Annotated in this window: 18 protein-coding genes; 3 read left to right on the top strand and 15 right to left on the bottom strand. The window is 64.4% G+C overall.

Translation table 11 applies throughout. The features are described 5' to 3' along the window. Positions 1-5 precede the first annotated feature (5 nt). Positions 6-773: an ABC transporter ATP-binding protein gene (locus ASILVAE211_RS04555; protein ID WP_227320079.1), complete on the top strand. Its 768-nt coding sequence runs from the start codon at positions 6-8 to the stop codon at positions 771-773. A gap of 62 nt (positions 774-835) precedes the next feature. Here ASILVAE211_RS04555 and ASILVAE211_RS04550 read toward each other — a convergent pair whose 3' ends face one another. From ASILVAE211_RS04550 to ASILVAE211_RS04525, 6 genes are all read right to left on the bottom strand, one after another. Next, positions 836-1,882 carry a siderophore-interacting protein gene (locus tag ASILVAE211_RS04550; RefSeq protein ID WP_227320078.1) on the bottom strand — a complete coding sequence of 349 codons (1,047 nt, stop codon included), beginning with the start codon at positions 1,880-1,882 and terminating at the stop codon, positions 836-838. 104 nt (positions 1,883-1,986) lie between these two features. After that, positions 1,987-2,355, bottom strand: a complete 369-nt coding sequence (locus tag ASILVAE211_RS04545) for a hypothetical protein (RefSeq protein WP_227320077.1) — start codon at positions 2,353-2,355, stop codon at positions 1,987-1,989. Continuing rightward, a complete protein-coding gene (locus ASILVAE211_RS04540) occupies positions 2,355-2,921 on the bottom strand; it encodes a HutD/Ves family protein (RefSeq protein WP_227320076.1) in 567 nt (188 codons plus the stop codon). Before ASILVAE211_RS04540 ends, ASILVAE211_RS04545 begins: the two co-directional genes overlap by 1 nt. Next, positions 2,918-4,291 (bottom strand): formimidoylglutamate deiminase, encoded by a 1,374-nt coding sequence (locus ASILVAE211_RS04535; protein ID WP_227320075.1) that lies wholly within the window; start codon positions 4,289-4,291, stop codon positions 2,918-2,920. The genes ASILVAE211_RS04540 and ASILVAE211_RS04535 overlap by 4 nt, the downstream gene beginning before the upstream one ends. Positions 4,292-4,434: 143 nt before the next feature. Next, the gene (locus tag ASILVAE211_RS04530) at positions 4,435-4,782 is read right to left on the bottom strand and encodes a cupin domain-containing protein (protein WP_227320074.1); all 348 of its coding nucleotides are present in this window, start codon (positions 4,780-4,782) and stop codon (positions 4,435-4,437) included. Positions 4,783-4,787: 5 nt separating this feature from the next. After that, positions 4,788-5,198: a hypothetical protein gene (locus ASILVAE211_RS04525; protein ID WP_227320073.1), complete on the bottom strand. Its 411-nt coding sequence runs from the start codon at positions 5,196-5,198 to the stop codon at positions 4,788-4,790. Between the two features lie 179 nt (positions 5,199-5,377). Here ASILVAE211_RS04525 and ASILVAE211_RS04520 point away from each other — a divergent pair, with 179 nt between their 5' ends. Then, positions 5,378-5,641 (top strand): DksA/TraR family C4-type zinc finger protein, encoded by a 264-nt coding sequence (locus ASILVAE211_RS04520; protein WP_227320072.1) that lies wholly within the window; start codon positions 5,378-5,380, stop codon positions 5,639-5,641. 28 nt (positions 5,642-5,669) lie between these two features. Here the strand turns inward: ASILVAE211_RS04520 and ASILVAE211_RS04515 are convergent, their stop codons facing one another. The 4 genes from ASILVAE211_RS04515 to ASILVAE211_RS04500 form a co-directional block, all read right to left on the bottom strand. Then, positions 5,670-6,053 (bottom strand): helix-turn-helix domain-containing protein, encoded by a 384-nt coding sequence (locus tag ASILVAE211_RS04515; protein ID WP_227320071.1) that lies wholly within the window; start codon positions 6,051-6,053, stop codon positions 5,670-5,672. Then, the gene (locus ASILVAE211_RS04510) at positions 6,050-6,277 is read right to left on the bottom strand and encodes a type II toxin-antitoxin system RelE/ParE family toxin (protein WP_227320070.1); all 228 of its coding nucleotides are present in this window, start codon (positions 6,275-6,277) and stop codon (positions 6,050-6,052) included. The genes ASILVAE211_RS04515 and ASILVAE211_RS04510 overlap by 4 nt, the downstream gene beginning before the upstream one ends. A gap of 330 nt (positions 6,278-6,607) precedes the next feature. Further along, positions 6,608-8,254, bottom strand: coding sequence for an ABC transporter substrate-binding protein (locus ASILVAE211_RS04505; RefSeq protein WP_227320069.1), 1,647 nt, complete (start codon positions 8,252-8,254; stop codon positions 6,608-6,610). Between the two features lie 59 nt (positions 8,255-8,313). Next, positions 8,314-9,102 (bottom strand): HalD/BesD family halogenase, encoded by a 789-nt coding sequence (locus ASILVAE211_RS04500; RefSeq protein WP_227320068.1) that lies wholly within the window; start codon positions 9,100-9,102, stop codon positions 8,314-8,316. A 97-nt stretch (positions 9,103-9,199) separates the two neighbouring features. Here ASILVAE211_RS04500 and ASILVAE211_RS04495 point away from each other — a divergent pair, with 97 nt between their 5' ends. Further along, a complete protein-coding gene (locus ASILVAE211_RS04495) occupies positions 9,200-10,105 on the top strand; it encodes a LysR substrate-binding domain-containing protein (RefSeq protein WP_227320067.1) in 906 nt (301 codons plus the stop codon). 143 nt (positions 10,106-10,248) lie between these two features. Here ASILVAE211_RS04495 and hutU read toward each other — a convergent pair whose 3' ends face one another. From hutU to ASILVAE211_RS04470, 5 genes are all read right to left on the bottom strand, one after another. After that, positions 10,249-11,916 carry a urocanate hydratase gene (gene hutU / locus ASILVAE211_RS04490; RefSeq protein ID WP_227320066.1) on the bottom strand — a complete coding sequence of 556 codons (1,668 nt, stop codon included), beginning with the start codon at positions 11,914-11,916 and terminating at the stop codon, positions 10,249-10,251. Further along, a complete protein-coding gene (gene hutH, locus ASILVAE211_RS04485; protein WP_456304482.1) occupies positions 11,913-13,454 on the bottom strand; it encodes a histidine ammonia-lyase in 1,542 nt (513 codons plus the stop codon). The genes hutU and hutH overlap by 4 nt, the downstream gene beginning before the upstream one ends. Before the next feature lie 251 nt (positions 13,455-13,705). Further along, a complete protein-coding gene (locus ASILVAE211_RS04480; RefSeq protein WP_227320065.1) occupies positions 13,706-14,389 on the bottom strand; it encodes a UTRA domain-containing protein in 684 nt (227 codons plus the stop codon). Then, positions 14,386-15,159, bottom strand: a complete 774-nt coding sequence (gene fabG, locus ASILVAE211_RS04475) for a 3-oxoacyl-ACP reductase FabG (protein ID WP_227320064.1) — start codon at positions 15,157-15,159, stop codon at positions 14,386-14,388. Before fabG ends, ASILVAE211_RS04480 begins: the two co-directional genes overlap by 4 nt. Positions 15,160-15,168: 9 nt before the next feature. Continuing rightward, positions 15,169-16,149, bottom strand: a complete 981-nt coding sequence (locus tag ASILVAE211_RS04470) for a phosphotransferase enzyme family protein (protein WP_227320063.1) — start codon at positions 16,147-16,149, stop codon at positions 15,169-15,171. Positions 16,150-16,157 lie beyond the last annotated feature (8 nt).

Raw genomic sequence — 16,157 nt, 5'->3', positions numbered from 1 at the left:
AGGACATGGAGCTTCGCATCGACACTCTGGCCTGTGGCTATCGCCGCAGGCCCGTCATCCGCAACCTGACGGTGGCCCCTCTGGCGCAAGGCAAGGTGGTCGCCCTGCTCGGCCCCAATGCGGCCGGCAAATCGACTCTGCTGAAAGGCCTGGCCGGGCTGCTGCCCGCAACGGGAAGCGCGCGGCTGGGTGAAACAGACCTGATTGGCCTCGCCCCCCGCGCACGCGCGAAACTGCTGGGCTTCATGCCCCAGGTCATCCCTGACGGCGTCGAGCTTACCGTTTTCGAAAGCCTCATCGCCAGCCTGCAAGCGATCGGGGCCGTGAACGGCGCGCAAGCCGCCGACCGCGCGGCGGCGGCCCTGTCACGCATCGATATCCTGCCCCTGGCCATGCGCAAGCTGTCGGACCTGTCAGGCGGGCAGAAGCAGCTTGTCAGCTTCGCCCAGGCCATTGCCGGCAATCCCGCCCTGCTTTGTCTTGACGAGCCAACTAGTGCGCTCGATCCGCGCCATCAGCTCAGCGTCATGGCCCGCGCCCGGCAATTGGCGGCGGAGGGCGCGCTGGTCATCATCGTGCTGCATGACCTGGCGCTCGCCGCGCGCTGGGCCGATGAGATTCTGGTGCTGAAGGATGGCGCGCTTTACGCGCAAGGCGCGCCGGCCGCCGTCATCGACAGCCGCATGCTGGCGGAGGTCTATAGCGTGGACGGCCATGCCGAACGCAATGCGGCCGGGCATCTTACCGTGCATCTCAACGGGGCGGTTTTATAGTCCACGGCAAGGAAGTGTGGATGCGCGGGACAAGCCCGCGCATGACATGATTAAGCAAACGCCTAAGCCCGCCAGAAGCCGGCGGCGATGAAATCCGACGGTGACAGATCATCCCGGCCGCGCAGCCAGGCCTTGGCCTCGCGCGCGATATCGGCCTCGGCCGCGAACCAGACAAAACGGTCCGTGTCCCGCTCAGGGAAATCCGCCTGCATCAGCGCATCCAGCAGCAAACGCGATCGGGCGGCCGGCACTGCGCCGCGATAGAGCCAGCGCAAATCGACATCAGCGGCCGAGCGCAGCGGCAGACGGTCCGCCTCGCCCGTCACCTCGATCCGCACCACGGCGCGGGTCTCGGCCGGCAAGGTTTCCAGCATGCGGGCGATGGCGGGCAGTGCGGTCTCGTCCCCCGCCAGCAGCACCCAGCGGCTGGGCGGCAATTGGCCGCCGCCGGGGCCGGACATGCCGATGACGGCACCGGCCCTGCCGCTCCGCGCGAAATCCCCGCCTGGGGCTGGCCCGTGCGAGGGGTGCAGCAGCATGTCGATCTCCACCAGACCGGCGGCGGCATCGATATGGCGGATGGTATAGGCGCGGGCCTCCGGCGCCTCCCCGGGCCAGGTAACACGGCCGGTATCGTCGATCTTGGGCTGGGCCAGCGGTGCACTCCCGGGGAAATAAAGATGCACATGCAACCCGCCGGCGACGAAGGGTTGCAGATTGTCGCCGTTCAGCGTGAAGCGGCGCATATGCGGCGTGATGTCCGTGACCGCCACCACCGTCATTTCACGGTAGGCGCGGGTCAGGCGCGGGGGCGCCTCGCGCCACAGAAAACCCAGATCGCGGTTCTGCTGATTGTCGCGCAGATGTTCGGTCATCATCGCCTGCAGAGCGGCGATGGTGCCGTTGTCCGTGGCGCGGATGGAGAGGGAAACTTCTTCCAGCCGCTGCCGCAATTCGACGGCGGCATAGCCCAGGTCGATCCGCGCCCAGCCCTCCCCGCTATCGACCTCGGCATAGGACTGCGCGGTCGCGCAAAAGGCTGCCAGATAGGCCGCCGGGTCGGGCAGACGAACCGACCCGCTGGATCGGCAGGTCAATCTCTGGCTCATCGCGCGCTCCTCGGGTCACCCATGGCTCCCGCTTAACGCAATTCATAATCATTCGCAATTGATGATCGCGCAGCCGCGCATAGCCCAGCCACTCGCCGCCTTGCTTACTGGCAAGGTGGCGGCGTGCCGCCCGAACAGGTGGATTCCATGCCGCCCGGCAGCATGAAACGCCCATCCGTGGTGCGGCCGGGCACGCGCGGCGGCGGTGCCGGCTTGCGATAGGTCTTGTGCCAGGTTTTGTGGCTGGGCTTGTACGACGGGTGCCAGGTCTTGTGGGCAGGCGCGTGATAGCCCTTGCCATGGCCGGTACCCGGCGGATGCGGTGCGGCATGCCAGGTCTTTTTCGGCGCCACATAATGATGCGTGGTACTGTGATGCGGCGCGTAATGCTTGGTCGTCGTATGGCTGAAGGCACTGCCCGTCAGGCCGATGCTGATGGCACCGGCAACAGCCCAGATCCGGTAGAAAATCATCAGACTGACAGCCTCTCGATGCGCGCCCAGACGGGCCGCCCTTCGGTGACATCGCCGACAGAACCGGCGCTGCCGATGACGGCATCGCCCGGTGCCAGCCGCAAGTTCTGATCGTCCGCCACCAAACCTACCTCCTCGCCAGCATAGAGGAGGATCAGCCCCGCCTCAGCCTGTAGCCTGCGGCCACCGCGACCCGGCCAAATCCGCGCGACCCTGCGGTCCACCATTATGTTGAGGTCGCGCGTCGGCCCATCCAGCAGATCGCAGCCGATCGCGGCCTCGCCCGGAAACGCGATATCCTCTCCAGCCAGAAGCCGTCGAGGGGGCGCGTCATCAATCTTGAGTTCGATGCCCTGGCCGGCAATGACGGTGAGTAAACGATCGATGCCCGGAAAGCTGGAGAAAGGCCCGTTGCTGGCGATTTCGGCCAGGCTGAAGCGCCAATGCCACTCGGCCTCCGCACCGTCCGGAAAGCGCCCGCGCGCGATTTCCCAGGTAGTGCCGCCGCCATTGCGCCAGGGCATGGCCTGGAAATCAGCCCCGCGGATGACCTGCCAGCCGGTCAAGCCGCGATCTTCCGCAGCGTGGCCGCGAAGGCCGCCCGTGCCGCCTGTTCCTGCGGATGATAGCCCTCGCGCACCCGCCAGATGCCGCCGACCATGACATCGCGCACCGGCAGGCTCGCGCCGGTGAAGATGGCCGTATCCAGGATATCGTCCTCCTCGGCGTCCGGCTGGGACAGGCGGTTGCGATCCAGCACCGCCAGATCGGCACGGAAGCCTTCCGCGATGACGCCGACCGGCTGGCCGAGGGCGGCGGCCCCGCCCGTCAGCGCCGCGCGATACATGGCCCCGCCGATGGAGCCCGAAGCGTCTTCCGGCAGGGACATGCAGCGCCGCCCATGCGTCAGCCGCTGGCCATATTCCAGCAGTCGCAGCTCCTCCCAGGGGTTGAGCGTGACATTGCTGTCCGACCCGATGCCGTAGCGCCCGCCGACCGTCAGGAATTCCGGCAGCGGAAAGACGCCGTCGCCCAGATTGCCTTCGGTGATCGGGCAAAGCCCGGCCACCGCGCCGCTGGCCGCGATATCGGCCAGTTCATCATGCAGAACATGGGTGGCGTGGATGAGGCACCAGGAGGCGCCGACCGGCGCTTCCGCCATCAGCAGTTCCACCGGCCGCGCACCGGTGGCGGCGATGCAATCCTCCACCTCCCGCATCTGTTCGGCGACATGGATATGGATGGTGGTGTCCTCCGGCAGGGCGGAGGCGATATGGCGCAGCACATCGACCGAGACGGCGCGCAGCGAATGCGGCGCGATGCCGACGCGCAGATTGGCCGAATCGCGGCCATGCCAGCGCAGCGATTCGAGGATTTTCAGCAGCCGTTCTTCATCCGTCGCAAAGCGGCGCTGCGCCGTTTCCAAAGGCGCGCCGTCAAAACCGGCACGCATATACAAAACGGGCAGCATGGTCAGGCCGATGCCGGTATCGGCCGCCGCGCGCACCAGCCGCGCCGACATCTCGGCCGGATCGGCATAGGGAGTGCCGTCAGTGTCATTATGCAGGTAGTGGAATTCGCCGACCGTGGTGTAGCCGGACTTCAGCATCTCGATGAAGAGATAGTCCGCGATGGCCGAAAGGTCGTCCGGCCCGACGGTATGGGCGGCGCGATACATACGCTCCCGCCAGGTCCAGAAACTATCGGCCGGGTCGCGCCGCTTTTCGGCGAGGCCGGCCATGGCGCGCTGGAAGGCGTGGGAATGAACATTGGGCATGCCCGGCACCACTGGCCCCGCCAGACGCTCCATGCGGTCACCCTGCGGCTCGGCGTCCGGCGTGACGCGGCCGATGGTACCGTCTTCCAGAATGTCGATGCGGACATTCCGCGCCCAGCCGGAGGGCAGCAGAGCGGAGGGGGCAAGCAGGCAAGGCATGGTCGGGACTCTCCCTGGCGGGCATACGCCACCCCCTACCTAGAAGATTCGCAGGCGCCGCGCACGGGGGGACCGCCATCAAAACGCCCGCACGAGGCCCTGGTTAAGACGGTTTAATTTCTACCGCCCTCTGAGCGCCGGGATCAGGGCTCGCGGATGACCCAATGCTTGCGCACCGTCTCCAGCACTTCCCAGGCGCCGGTGAAGCCGGGCTCGACCACGAAAGCATCGCCAGGGCCGGCTTCGGTCACGGAGCCGTCGTCACCGGTCAGCACGCAGCGGCCGGAAATGATGTGGATATATTCCCATTCCGCGTAGGAAATGCGCCATTTGCCCGGCGTCGCTTCCCATTCGCCGGCATAGAGATGTTCGGCCGCATTCTCATACAGCGTGAAGCTGCGCTGCTGCGGCGCGCCGGAGATGACTTTTTCCGGTGCAATGGGTTCCCACGCCGCGTCGGTGATGGCGGGGAGTTTGGTAATCAGGCTCATAAATCTCAATCCAGGCTGTTGAAGCGGCCGGAGTGTGTTGGCGCTGCTTCTGCTTGGCAAGCATGGTCTATGGTTTTGTTGCCCCCGCGCCCATAGATCCAATGCGGGCGGTGGCGCTCGATGCAGTCCAGGGCCCTCTCCCGCAGACGGCGCAGAAACGGCAGGTCTTCCGCGAGCAGGATCAGGCCCAAGGGCAGCATCCAGAGGCCCAGCAACGGCAAGATACTGAAGATGCCGCCCAGGATCAGCAGCAGCCCCGCCGGAATGCGCGCCCAGCGCGCTTGCGGCGCCAGCAGCCAATGCGTGGCATCCCGGATACGCGCGGGTAGCCGGTTCAGCAGATGCGCCAGACGGTCCGCCCTATGCCCCGGCGGCGTCGCCGTTAGTTCCGCCACCTGCCTGCAATCCTGCGCCATCACCCTCGCTCCCTCTCTCCCAGGAAGATGGGCGCGCTTAAGGCTGAGCCAAGCCGACAGCGGCTTTCCGGCAGATTACAAAGCGGTTCGGGAAGCGAAGGTGTCATGCGCGGCTTGAAATGGCGGCCCTGTCCCCCGCTATAGTGTCGTGCTGAGGCCGAAAGCTGGGGACTGAGAGCATGGCGACGGGTTGGGCCCCGGATGGGGCAGTGCAGGATCAGATCGACGATACCGTGACGGATGCGGTGGCCCGCGCCCGCGCGCGGATGCCGAAAGGCGAGAGTTCTGCCTTCTGCGTCGAATGTGACGAGCCTATTCCCGAAGCGCGCCGTCAGGCCGTGCCGGGCGTGCGGCTTTGCGTGCCTTGCCAGTCCGACCTGGATCGTAAGCCTGTCCCCGGCGGCATGAACCGGCGCGCGAGCAAGGATAGTTTGCTGAAGTGAGGCGTCGTTCGGCCAAGGATGCTGTCGCCTATCCCCGCTCGAACCCGATCTTCAACCGGTAACCCAGCACGTCGGCGGCTTTGGCGAGCGTATCTAGTTGAACCTTGACGTTGGACGGATCAAGCAATCGGTCGACCTGTGAGCGACTGGTGTGCAGTCTGGAAGCCAAGGCGCTTTTGGTTACTTTGCTTTCCTTCATCAGCCGCTCGAATTCCCAGGCGATAACCCGCTTGGCTGCCACCCCCATAACGTCGTCCCGAATGCTTTCCTCCTCCAGAAAGTCGGTGAAGGAGGAGCCGATACCGGGCGCATGCAATTTTGTCGTCATGTCTGTTTCGTCTTTTTTATCGAAGCTTTCAGTGCATTCATTCGGCTCGTCGCGATATCCAACTCGGCCTTTGGCGTCGTTCACGATTTTTTCACGAAGGCATGGAGAAGGATCGCATTTCCATCCGCGACGCAGAAAAGAATGCGATATTCCCGATCGCCAGAGATCGTACTGCGGATCTCGTGCAAACCGCTTCCCATGGGGCGGCAGGTTGGCATTCCGATCGGCCAGCCCATTTCCATGGTCATCACATCCTGTCCGATAATCTTCTTATCGGCCTTGGAAAGAGCCCTGAGGCTATCTTTCACGGGCTCCGTCCCCCGTTCCGAGCGCCAAAACCTGACCTCGATGCGCTTAGGCAGCGGTCCAAGCACTTCACTTGAACCTTATACGGTACATACTGAAAGTCAACATGGGATCCACCCTTGCTCACGCCACGGGATTATATCAATTTATTTCGATATTGCACCATTTAGACGTGAATGCGCGGGCCGATCGTGTCCGGCCATAAGATCGATGAAGGCTTTTTGGTTCTTTTTTCCAAAAAAGAGCGCGCTTTCCTCTCCCGAAGACAGCGCGCTCTGATTGGCTCTTACACGGTTTGAAGACGCGCCCGCAAACGGGCGCGCCGCAAAGCATTACACGAAATAGGCGCGGTCGAGAAAGAGCTGCGAGGTCGCGGCAGAGCGCACGCCGGCGAGCTTCGTGCTGGTCGCCGTCAGGAAGTTGTAGAAATAGCCGAAGATCACCGGCGTTTCGTCCAGCAGCAGCGTCTCGATCTTGCCGGAAAGATCGCGCTGCATTTGCAGGTCAACCGCGCCCACAAACTGGCTGACCAGCCTGTCATAATCGGGGTTCTTGAAATGCGCGGCGTTCCAGGCGCCGTTGCTGAGCAGGGGGGCCGCAAGCAGCACGTTCGGCACACCGCGATGGGCGTAGTCGGTAATGCCCATCGGCACGTCCAGCCAGTCCGACTGGCCGAAGGTCGCGTTGCCGTAATAGGCGGTCTGGGTTTCGATCTTGAGGTTGATCTTGAGACCGATGGCCTTCGCCCAATCCTGAATCAGGACGGCATAGCCCGGAATTTCGATGAACTGCTCGGTGGTCAGCGTCACTTCCGTGCCGGGCTTGACGCCAGCCGCTTCCATCAACTGCTTTGCCTCGTTCAAATCCTGCTGACGCTGGGCGACGGAGGTATTGGTGGACGGGAAGACCGGCGCGAAGGGACTGTCATTGCCGATATCGCTTTTGCCGCGGAACAGGCCCTTCACCAGACCTGTGCGGTTCAGTGTCAGCGCCACGGCGCGGCGCACGCGCTTGTCCTTGAAGGGGTCCATGTCGCAGCGCATATGGACCTGGTTATGGGCGCTGGATTTGAGCGCGATGACGGAGACATTGGGGTTGTTCAGCAGCGCCTGGCCGCCTTGGACCGAGAATTGCGCGACGACATCAACGTCACCCGCCTGCATCGCCAGAATCTGGGCCTGCTGGTCGTCGTAGAATGTGAAGTCAACGCGATCCGGCAGGGCTTTCGGTCCCCAGTAATTGTCGCTGCGGACGAAGCCCGCGCCGACCTTGGGCGTATAGTGATCGAGCTTGAACGGACCCGTACCGTCAAACGTCTTCTCATAGCCGCCGGCGTAGCTCGCCGGCAGGATTATGGCATTGTAATTGTCGGACGACACGTAATAGGGAAAATTGCCGTTCGGCGCATCGAGGTGGAAAGCGACCGTATAATCGTCGACCTTATGCGTATTGCCCTTGGACAGCACGCCCTGGAAAACCGACAAAGCATTCGACGCGCCTTTGGGGTCGGCCAGACGATCCATGGTGGCGACAACGTCATCCGCCGTGAAGGTCTTGCCGCTATGGAAGGTCACGTTGCGGCGGAGCGTGAAGGTCCAGATCGTTGCATCCGCATTGGGCGTCCAGGCGGTGGCCAAAGCCGGGCGCAGCGTGAGGTCCGGCTCGTCCATTACCAGAAATTCGCCAGTCTGCTGCAGCAGCGTGGCACCCGCCGCATCAGCCGAGGTGATGGGGTCGATCGACCCGGCCGGCGTTGTCAGCGCCACGCGAATATCGCCGCCGGGCTTGGCATCGGCCGCGCGCGCGGCCGTCGCGCCCAGCATCGGCAGGCCGCCCAGAAGGGGCAGCATCCCCATGACACTCGCATGACGCAGGAACTGCCGGCGATCGATCCGCCGTGCGACATATTCGTCGATGATGTGATTCTCAATATCACTCGCCTGGCGACGGATGGCATCGGGGAACGGCGGTTTCGCCATAGATCGGGGTATCCTTGTCACAGGGGAAAGGCGTGGTCAGGTCGACAGAAGTGGTATTGTCAGGCAGCGCGGCCGTAAAAGCCGATCCGCTCTTCGTCGCTGAACATGACGTCCGGCTTTTCGTAATAGGAGAAGACGGCAATCATCCGATCGCGCGCGCCTTCCACCGGCGTCACGCGATGCGGCGTGTTCTTGCCACGAAACACATTCAGCGTGCCAGGAACCAATTGCTTCGACCGCAGCTCTGGGTCTTCGCCGTTCAACAGCCTGGCGACGCCCTCGTAATTCGGGTCCGTCTCTGTGCGGAGATTGGAGCGGTAGTGGAAATCGCCACCACCGGACGGCGCCTGTAACAGCAATGTCACCGTGAACTCCGAACGGTCGAAATGCCAGTTCAGAGCTTCACCATCGCGATAGGTCATGACATTCACGCGGGCCAGCGGGTCGCGCATTGTATGCAGAGCGGATTTGCCCATGGTCGCGGCCAGGAAGCGCAGCAGCGGCGGGTAGTTGTAAATTGCCATGACAATGCTGTGGGGGATCTGGTCGGCGCAGACGGTATGGCCGACGGTCTCGACCTCCCGCAACGCCGGATGATCGGCGGGGAGTTCAGGCACATTGGGCCTGAAATAGATATTATGCCGGCGGCGATGCTCGAAGGACTGCGTCCGGGCGATGGGCGCGATCTCTGCCGCGATGGTTTCCGCCACGCCCGGCAGCAATAGATTTTCTAGATCGAACATGCCTTCAGCCTCAAGCGCGGCCGTGGCGGTGGCGCAGAGCTCAGCCCATCCGGCGCTGCCCTCCCGATCCAGGGGATAGCGGTCGAGATCTAAATAATCGCGCATCATGCCCTCCATTCGTCGCGGTCATGGAGCCGCAAAAGGAACAAGGGTTCAACCGGGCAAATTATGCGCCTATGATTAGAAATTCTAAAGGTGACCGATGATGCAGCGCCTGCCGCCCCTGAATGCGATCAAGGCTTTTGAGGTCGCCGCCCGCGAAGGCAGCTTCGCGCTCGCCGCCGTCGAACTGGGCGTCTCTCCGGCCGCCGTCAGCCAGCAGATCCGCAATCTGGAAGCCTTCTTCGGCAAACAGCTTTTCGCCCGCACCGGCAATCGGGTGACGCTGACGGATGCGGGGCGCGCGATCTATCCGGAAACAACGCGCGCGCTGCGCGATCTGGCGGCCATGACGACGCGCCTGCTGGAAGGCGAGCAGCGTACGCGTCTTGTCGTCAGCGTGCCCTTCTCGCTCGCGGAGTTCTGGCTGGCACCGAAACTAGCCAGGCTGGTGCTCGACTTTCCGCATCTGGCAATGGATGTGCGGGTAGAGGACGATCCCGTCGACCTGCTGCGCCAGACCATCGACCTGCGCATCAGCTACGGCGACTACCACTACCCGGCGATGACGGCGATTCCGCTGATTCAAGACGAAGTTTTGCCGGTCTGCGCCCCTGCCTTCTGGCACCAGCATCGGCGGGACGCGTTCGGGATCGAGGATATTCAGGACAGCATGCTGATCCACACCAATTGGGGACCGAGCTTCGCCTCTCACCCGACCTGGGCGGATTGGTTCGCCAAAGCCGGCAGCGCGCGGCGGCCGGATGCGTCGCTCGGCCGCCGTGTCGGCCTGTCCAGCCTTGCCTTATCATCGGCCCGTCTGGGGCTTGGCGTGGCCCTGGGGCAAAGGGCGCTCGCCTGGGCGGATCTGGAGGACGGGCGGTTGATCGCCCTCTCCTCCACCACCCTCAGGCTCGGCCACCCTTATTGCGCCTTCACCACTGGCGCGGGACGGCCAAGGCCGGAAGTGCGCGCGCTGCTGGCTCTGCTCACCGCGCCGCCGTCCTGACATTTCGTGGAACGTCATAAAGTCAACGCGTCATCCCGGCCTTGAGCCGGGATCTTCTTGCTTTGGCAACAGCGAAGAAGACCCCCGTGACAAGCACGGGGGTGACGTTGTTTTAATGACAATCTGACTGTCGAGAGAGCGTCTCAGCCCAAAATACCCGGCAGGTTGAGGCCCTTCTCCTTCGCGCAGTCGATCGCGATGTCATAACCCGCGTCGGCATGGCGCATGACGCCCGTTGCCGGGTCATTCCACAGCACGCGCTCCAGCCGGCGGGCCGCGTCTTCCGTGCCGTCGGCGACGATGACCATGCCGGAATGCTGCGAAAAGCCCATGCCGACGCCGCCACCGTGATGCAGCGACACCCAGGTGGCGCCTGAGGCGGTGTTGAGCAGTGCGTTGAGCAAAGGCCAGTCGGAGACGGCATCGCTGCCGTCCTTCATGGCTTCCGTCTCGCGGTTCGGGCTCGCGACCGAGCCGGAATCGAGATGGTCACGCCCGATGACGACCGGCGCCTTCAGCTCGCCCTTCGCCACCATTTCGTTAAAGGCGAGGCCCAGGCGATGACGGTCGCCGAGGCCGACCCAGCAGATGCGCGCCGGCAGGCCCTGGAAGGCGATGCGCTCGCGCGCCATGTCCAGCCAGTTATGGAGATGCGCGTTGTCCGGCAGCAGCTCCTTCACCTTCTGGTCGGTCTTGTAGATATCTTCCGGGTCGCCGGACAGCGCGGCCCAGCGGAAGGGGCCGATGCCGCGGCAGAAGAGCGGGCGGATATAGGCCGGCACGAAACCGGGGAAGTCGAAAGCGTCGGCCACACCTTCATCCTTCGCGACCTGACGGATATTGTTGCCGTAGTCGAGAACGGGAATGCCCATCTTCCAGAAATCCAGCATGGCGCGCACGTGGACTGCCATGCTGGCGCGAGACGCGCGGATGACGGATTGCGGGTCACGCTCGCGCTTGTCTTCCCATTCCGCCACCGTCCAGCCGATGGGCAGATAGCCGTTGAGCGGATCATGCGCCGAGGTCTGGTCCGTCACCGCATCGGGCTTGACGCCGCGCTTGACGAGTTCCGCGAAAACTTCTGCCGCATTGCCGAGCAGGCCGACCGAGACCGGCTTGCCGTCAGCCTTGGCGCGGTCGAGAATTTCCAGCGCCTCGTCCAGGGTCTTGGCCTGCACATCCAGATAGCGGGTGCGCAGGCGCATATCGATGCGGCTCGCCTGGCATTCGACGGCGAGGCAGGAGAAGCCTGCCATGACGGCGGCCAGCGGTTGCGCGCCGCCCATGCCACCCAGGCCGCCAGTCAGAATCCAGCGGCCTTTGGCGTCACCGTTATAATGCTGGCGGGCGACTTCGACGAAAGTCTCATACGTGCCCTGAACGATGCCCTGAGTTCCGATATAGATCCAGGATCCGGCCGTCATCTGGCCGTACATCATCAGGCCCTTGCGGTCGAGCTCGTGGAAATGATCCCAGTTCGCCCAATGCGGCACGAGATTTGAATTGGCAATCAGAACGCGCGGCGCGTCCTTATGCGTCTGGAAGACGCCGACCGGCTTGCCGGACTGCACCAGCAGAGTCTGGTTCTCTTCCAGATCGCGCAGGGCGGCCACGATTCGGTCAAAACTCTCCCAGTCGCGCGCGGCGCGGCCGATGCCGCCATAGACGACCAGTTCCTCCGGGCGTTCGGCGACAGCCGCGTCCAGATTGTTCATCAGCATACGCAGCGGCGCTTCCGTCAGCCAGGACTTGGCGGAAAGTTCCGTGCCGTGCGGGGCGGCGATTTTGCGGGAATTGTCGAGGCGGGTCATGCGGCGATCTCCAGCGAAGGAAGCGTGTAACCGGCAGCGTTGATAACGGAACCCGAGCGGATCAGCGCGGTGGCTGCCTCCATATCGGGGGAGAAGTGGCGGTCTTCGTCCAGCATCGGCACGCTGCCGCGCAGCAGCTTGCGCACGGCCTCCAAAGGCGCGCTGGACATCATCGGCGCATGGAAGTCACAGCCCTGGGCGGCGGCCAGCAATTCGATGCCCAGCACATGGCCCAGATTGGCGGCCATGCCCATCAGGCGGCGCGCACCGTGGGCAGCCATGGAGACATGATCTTCCTGATTGGCCGAAGTCGGAATGCTGTCCACGCTGGCGGGATGCGCCATCTGCTTGTTCTCGGAGACCAGCGCGGCGGCGGTGACCTGCGGGATCATGAAGCCCGAATTGAGGCCGGGCTTGGGCGTCAGGAAGGCAGGCAGGCCGGACAAAGCCGGATCAATCAGCATGGCCAGACGCCGCTCGGCGATGGAGCCGATTTCGCACAGCGTCAGCGCGATCATATCGGCGGCGAAAGCCACCGGCTCGGCGTGGAAATTGCCACCCGACAGCACCTCGCCCTGTTCCGCGAAGACCAGCGGATTGTCGGAGACGCCATTGGCTTCGTTGCCCAAGGTCGTTGCCGCCTGGCGCAGCACCTCCAGCGCCGCGCCCATCACCTGCGGCTGGCAGCGCAGGCAATACGGATCCTGTACACGCTCATCACCTTCGACATGGGAGGCGCGGATGACGCTGCCGTCCATCAGGCCGCGCAAGGCGCTTGCTACGTCAATCTGGCCCTGATGGCGGCGCAGCACATGGATGCGCGGATCGAAAGGCGTGTCGGACCCCTTGGCGGCGTCGGTCGAGAGCGCGCCGGTCACCAGCGCGGATTGCAGCAGCAGCTCGGCCTCGAACAGCCCGGCCAGCGCGTAGGCCGTGGAAAACTGCGTGCCGTTGAGCAGCGCCAGACCTTCCTTGGGGCCGAGCGTAATCGGCGCCAGACCGGCTTTCGCCAAGGCCGCTACAGCCTCCATCCGCTCACCGCGATAGAAAATCTCGCCGACGCCGATCATGGTCGCCGTCATATGCGACAGCGGCGCGAGGTCGCCGGAGGCGCCGACCGAGCCCTGGCCCGGCACCACCGGCACCAGATCCTGCGCCAGCATGGCTTCCAGCAAAGCGGCCGTTTCCGGGCGGATGCCGGAGGCACCCTGCGCGAGGCTGGCAAGCTTCAGCGCCATCATCAGCCGCGCGACCGAGGCCGGCATCGGGTCGCCCACGCCGGCGGCATGGGACAGCACGATATTGCGCTGGAGCTTTTCGAGATCGGCATCGTCGATGCGGATGCTGGCCAGCTTACCGAAGCCGGTATTGATGCCGTAGATCGGCTCGCCCTTGGCGAGAATTTTCTGCACCGCCGCCGCACTGGCGGCAATTGGGCCGGCCGAGGCCGGGTCAAGCGACAGACCCAGCGTGCCGTTGCGATAGATGCGGCGCCAATCGGACAGCGGCACCGATCCAGGCTTTAAAACCAATGTCATTCGGTTACCCCTAGCGCAGCTGAAGAAGAATAAGTTGAGCCGACCGATACCCTCTTTTCGTCATGCGCGGGCTTGACCCGCGCATCCAGCGCGCAGCGTCGCGACGCCCGGACATAGACCCTCGGGTCAAGCCCGAGGGTGACGATCTGAACGGTAAAGCGCATCAACCTCTAAGAGCGATCATCGTATATGTCTATACATATAATTTTTTCCTTGAGGCACACCGCTCATCATCCCCTAGCCGGGCGCCCCTAGCCGGGCGCCCCTTCCCCGCGCTGGGCGAAACGGCTGGTGAAGCGATGGCGCGAGGCCGGATAGGTCAGCCGCACCTCCGTCACCAGTTCACCGCCCTGCCAGGTGCGCCGATCCAGCGTCAGGCAGGGAGCGCCGGTCGCGATATCCAGCCGCCGAGCCAGCGCCGGGTCGGCCCCCAACGCGCCGATGACATGCTCGGCCTCGGTCCAGGCGACATGCTGCAACAGCCAGGTACCGGGTGGCGCCTCGGCAAAGCTTTCGGCCGCCGCTTCCGGCACGGCGACCAGGGAAATGCGCCGCTCCTCCAGCGCCAGCGGTTCGCCACCCCGCTCATGCAGCGTGGTGATGGAGAGCATAGGCCCATCCGCCCCGGCCTCCACCGCCCGCGACAGGATCGTGAAGCGATAGGAGAGGCCCAGCCGATCCGATTCCTCGGCGATATCGGCGATTTCCATTACCGCGCGTTCGGCCGCAGGGGCCGCCACCACCGTGCCGGCCCGCCTGCGGCGCGTCACCAGCCCGGCGGCGGCCATGGCGGCTATCGCCTTGTTCACCGTCATGCGCGCGCAGCCATATTCGGCCATCAGCGCATGTTCGGCCGGGATCGGGTGGCCGGGCTTCCATTCGCCCGAGAGAATGCGCGTTTCGATATCGGCGCGGATGCGGTCGCTGAGGTTCAATCGAGCGCGCCCAGGCTTTCGGGCAGAACCTGCCCGCCGTCGATGACCAGCGTCTGGCCGGTGATATAGCCGGCCTCCTCGGTCGCGAAGAACAAGGCCGCATTGGCGATATCCTCGACCGAGCCCAGCCGTTTCAGCGGAATGGAGGCGGCCATCGACTGCATATAATCCTGGCCCATGGCGATCAGCCCTTCGGTCGCGATATTGCCCGGCAGCACGGCATTGATGGTGATGCCCTTGGCCGCCAGTTCGATGGCGGCGGTGCGGATGAAGCCCAATTGCCCCGCCTTGCTGGCGCCGTAATGGGACCAGCCGGGAAAGCCCGTGATGGGCCCGGTGATGGAGGATGTCACCACAATCCGCCCGCGCCCGGTTTTCGCCAAGGCCGGCATACAGGCTTTGACGGAGAGGAAAGTGCCGCGCAGGTTGATGCCCATGACCTCGTCGAAATCGGCCGCCGTCATGTCCTCCAGCTTGGCCGAGGGGAAGATGCCGGCATTGGCACAGAGGATATCGATGCCGCCGAAATGATCCTGCGCCGCCGCCGCGATGGCATGCGCCCCGGCCTCGGTCGCGATATCGGCGGCAATCGCCACCGCCCGGCCACCCGTGACGGCAATATCCTCGGCCACCAGGGTCGCCGCATGGCGATCCCGCGCCACCACGACGACGCGGCAGCCGGCTTCCGCAAAGCGCTTGGCGATGCCCCGGCCGATGCCCTTGCTGGCGCCGGTAACGACCGCGACCCGGTCGGCGAGTGATGTGAACATGCCTGCTTCCTATGGTGACGACAGAAACCGGTCCGCGAGCGCCAGCGCGCCCTCGGTATAGGCCGCGCCCATTTCCTGCGCGGTCGGCGTTTCCGCGTGGCTGGCGACCCAGGCCACCAGCAGCATCCGCCGCATCAACACAAGGGCCGGCAGGATGGCGATATCCTCGGCCGATAACGGCGCCACGCGCCGATACCCTTCCACCCAGCGCTCCGCGAGCTGCGGCACCACCGGCTCATGCTCGAAAAAGCTGACGGCGGCGGCGAAGTCATACATGAACCAGCCGAAGCCACAGTCATCGAAATCGATCACCCGCAGCCGGTCGCCTTCGACCAGAAGATTGGCGAGCCGCAGGTCACCATGAATAAGGCCGAAACGGTCCTCCCCCATGCCGTACTGGGCGAGCTTGAAGGAAATCGCGTATTGCGCCTGGGCCAGCAGGCGCAGCCCCGCCGCATCAAGCCCGAGCCCCGCCCGCCAGTCCCCCCAATAGCCGTCGCGGCCCAGAATGCTGTCCACCGTCCAGCTTTTGCGGTTGAAATCGGCCGGCTTTTGCCAGGTTCGCGCATGGGTATGCAGCCGCGCCGTGACCCTGCCCAGGTCCTGGAACCAGTCACCCAGATCCTCATGCGGTTCCGGCGACCGGCCGGGTACGAAGGCGAAGGCAGTGACCGCACGCTCGGTTCCGTCATGGTCCAGGCGATGCAGCAACTGGCCATCCACGCCCGCCACCGGCGCCGGCGTATCGACCACGCCATCGGCGCGCAGAGCCGCAATCCAGGCGAGTTCGCCCATGATTTCCTGCGGCCGGTGATAGGCCGGGCGATGCACGCGCAGCACCAGCCGCCGCGTCCCCTCCTCCGCCAGATAGGTCGCGTTTTCGGAAATATTGAGCAGAGACAGCGTCGCCGCAGGCGAGAAAGCCCATTCGTGTAGCTTTTGGCCGAGCGCGATATGCAAGCTCGCCAGGAATTGGTCATTATAGGTCATGGCGGCCC

The sequence above is a fragment of the Acidisoma silvae genome (assembly GCF_020618775.1).
GTDB classification, from domain to species: Bacteria; Pseudomonadota; Alphaproteobacteria; order Acetobacterales; family Acetobacteraceae; genus Acidisoma; species Acidisoma silvae.
Note: the sequence above shows the minus strand (reverse complement) of the source record. Positions and strands in the feature narration are given on the sequence as shown.

What these genes read in the sequence shown, in the direction of transcription:
- ASILVAE211_RS04555 (WP_227320079.1), top strand. Translation starts at nt 6, where the DNA reads ATGGAGCTTCGCATCGACACTCTGGCCTGTGGCTATCGCCGCAGGCCC.
- ASILVAE211_RS04550 (WP_227320078.1), bottom strand. Translation starts at nt 1,882, where the DNA reads ATGAGCCAGAGATTGACCTGCCGATCCAGCGGGTCGGTTCGTCTGCCC.
- ASILVAE211_RS04545 (WP_227320077.1), bottom strand. Translation starts at nt 2,355, where the DNA reads ATGATTTTCTACCGGATCTGGGCTGTTGCCGGTGCCATCAGCATCGGC.
- ASILVAE211_RS04535 (WP_227320075.1), bottom strand. Translation starts at nt 4,291, where the DNA reads ATGCCTTGCCTGCTTGCCCCCTCCGCTCTGCTGCCCTCCGGCTGGGCG.
- ASILVAE211_RS04530 (WP_227320074.1), bottom strand. Translation starts at nt 4,782, where the DNA reads ATGAGCCTGATTACCAAACTCCCCGCCATCACCGACGCGGCGTGGGAA.
- ASILVAE211_RS04525 (WP_227320073.1), bottom strand. Translation starts at nt 5,198, where the DNA reads ATGGCGCAGGATTGCAGGCAGGTGGCGGAACTAACGGCGACGCCGCCG.
- ASILVAE211_RS04520 (WP_227320072.1), top strand. Translation starts at nt 5,378, where the DNA reads ATGGCGACGGGTTGGGCCCCGGATGGGGCAGTGCAGGATCAGATCGAC.
- ASILVAE211_RS04505 (WP_227320069.1), bottom strand. Translation starts at nt 8,254, where the DNA reads ATGGCGAAACCGCCGTTCCCCGATGCCATCCGTCGCCAGGCGAGTGAT.
- ASILVAE211_RS04500 (WP_227320068.1), bottom strand. Translation starts at nt 9,102, where the DNA reads ATGCGCGATTATTTAGATCTCGACCGCTATCCCCTGGATCGGGAGGGC.
- ASILVAE211_RS04495 (WP_227320067.1), top strand. Translation starts at nt 9,200, where the DNA reads ATGATGCAGCGCCTGCCGCCCCTGAATGCGATCAAGGCTTTTGAGGTC.
- hutU (WP_227320066.1), bottom strand. Translation starts at nt 11,916, where the DNA reads ATGACCCGCCTCGACAATTCCCGCAAAATCGCCGCCCCGCACGGCACG.
- hutH (WP_456304482.1), bottom strand. Translation starts at nt 13,454, where the DNA reads ATGACATTGGTTTTAAAGCCTGGATCGGTGCCGCTGTCCGATTGGCGC.
- fabG (WP_227320064.1), bottom strand. Translation starts at nt 15,159, where the DNA reads ATGTTCACATCACTCGCCGACCGGGTCGCGGTCGTTACCGGCGCCAGC.
- ASILVAE211_RS04470 (WP_227320063.1), bottom strand. Translation starts at nt 16,149, where the DNA reads ATGACCTATAATGACCAATTCCTGGCGAGCTTGCATATCGCGCTCGGC.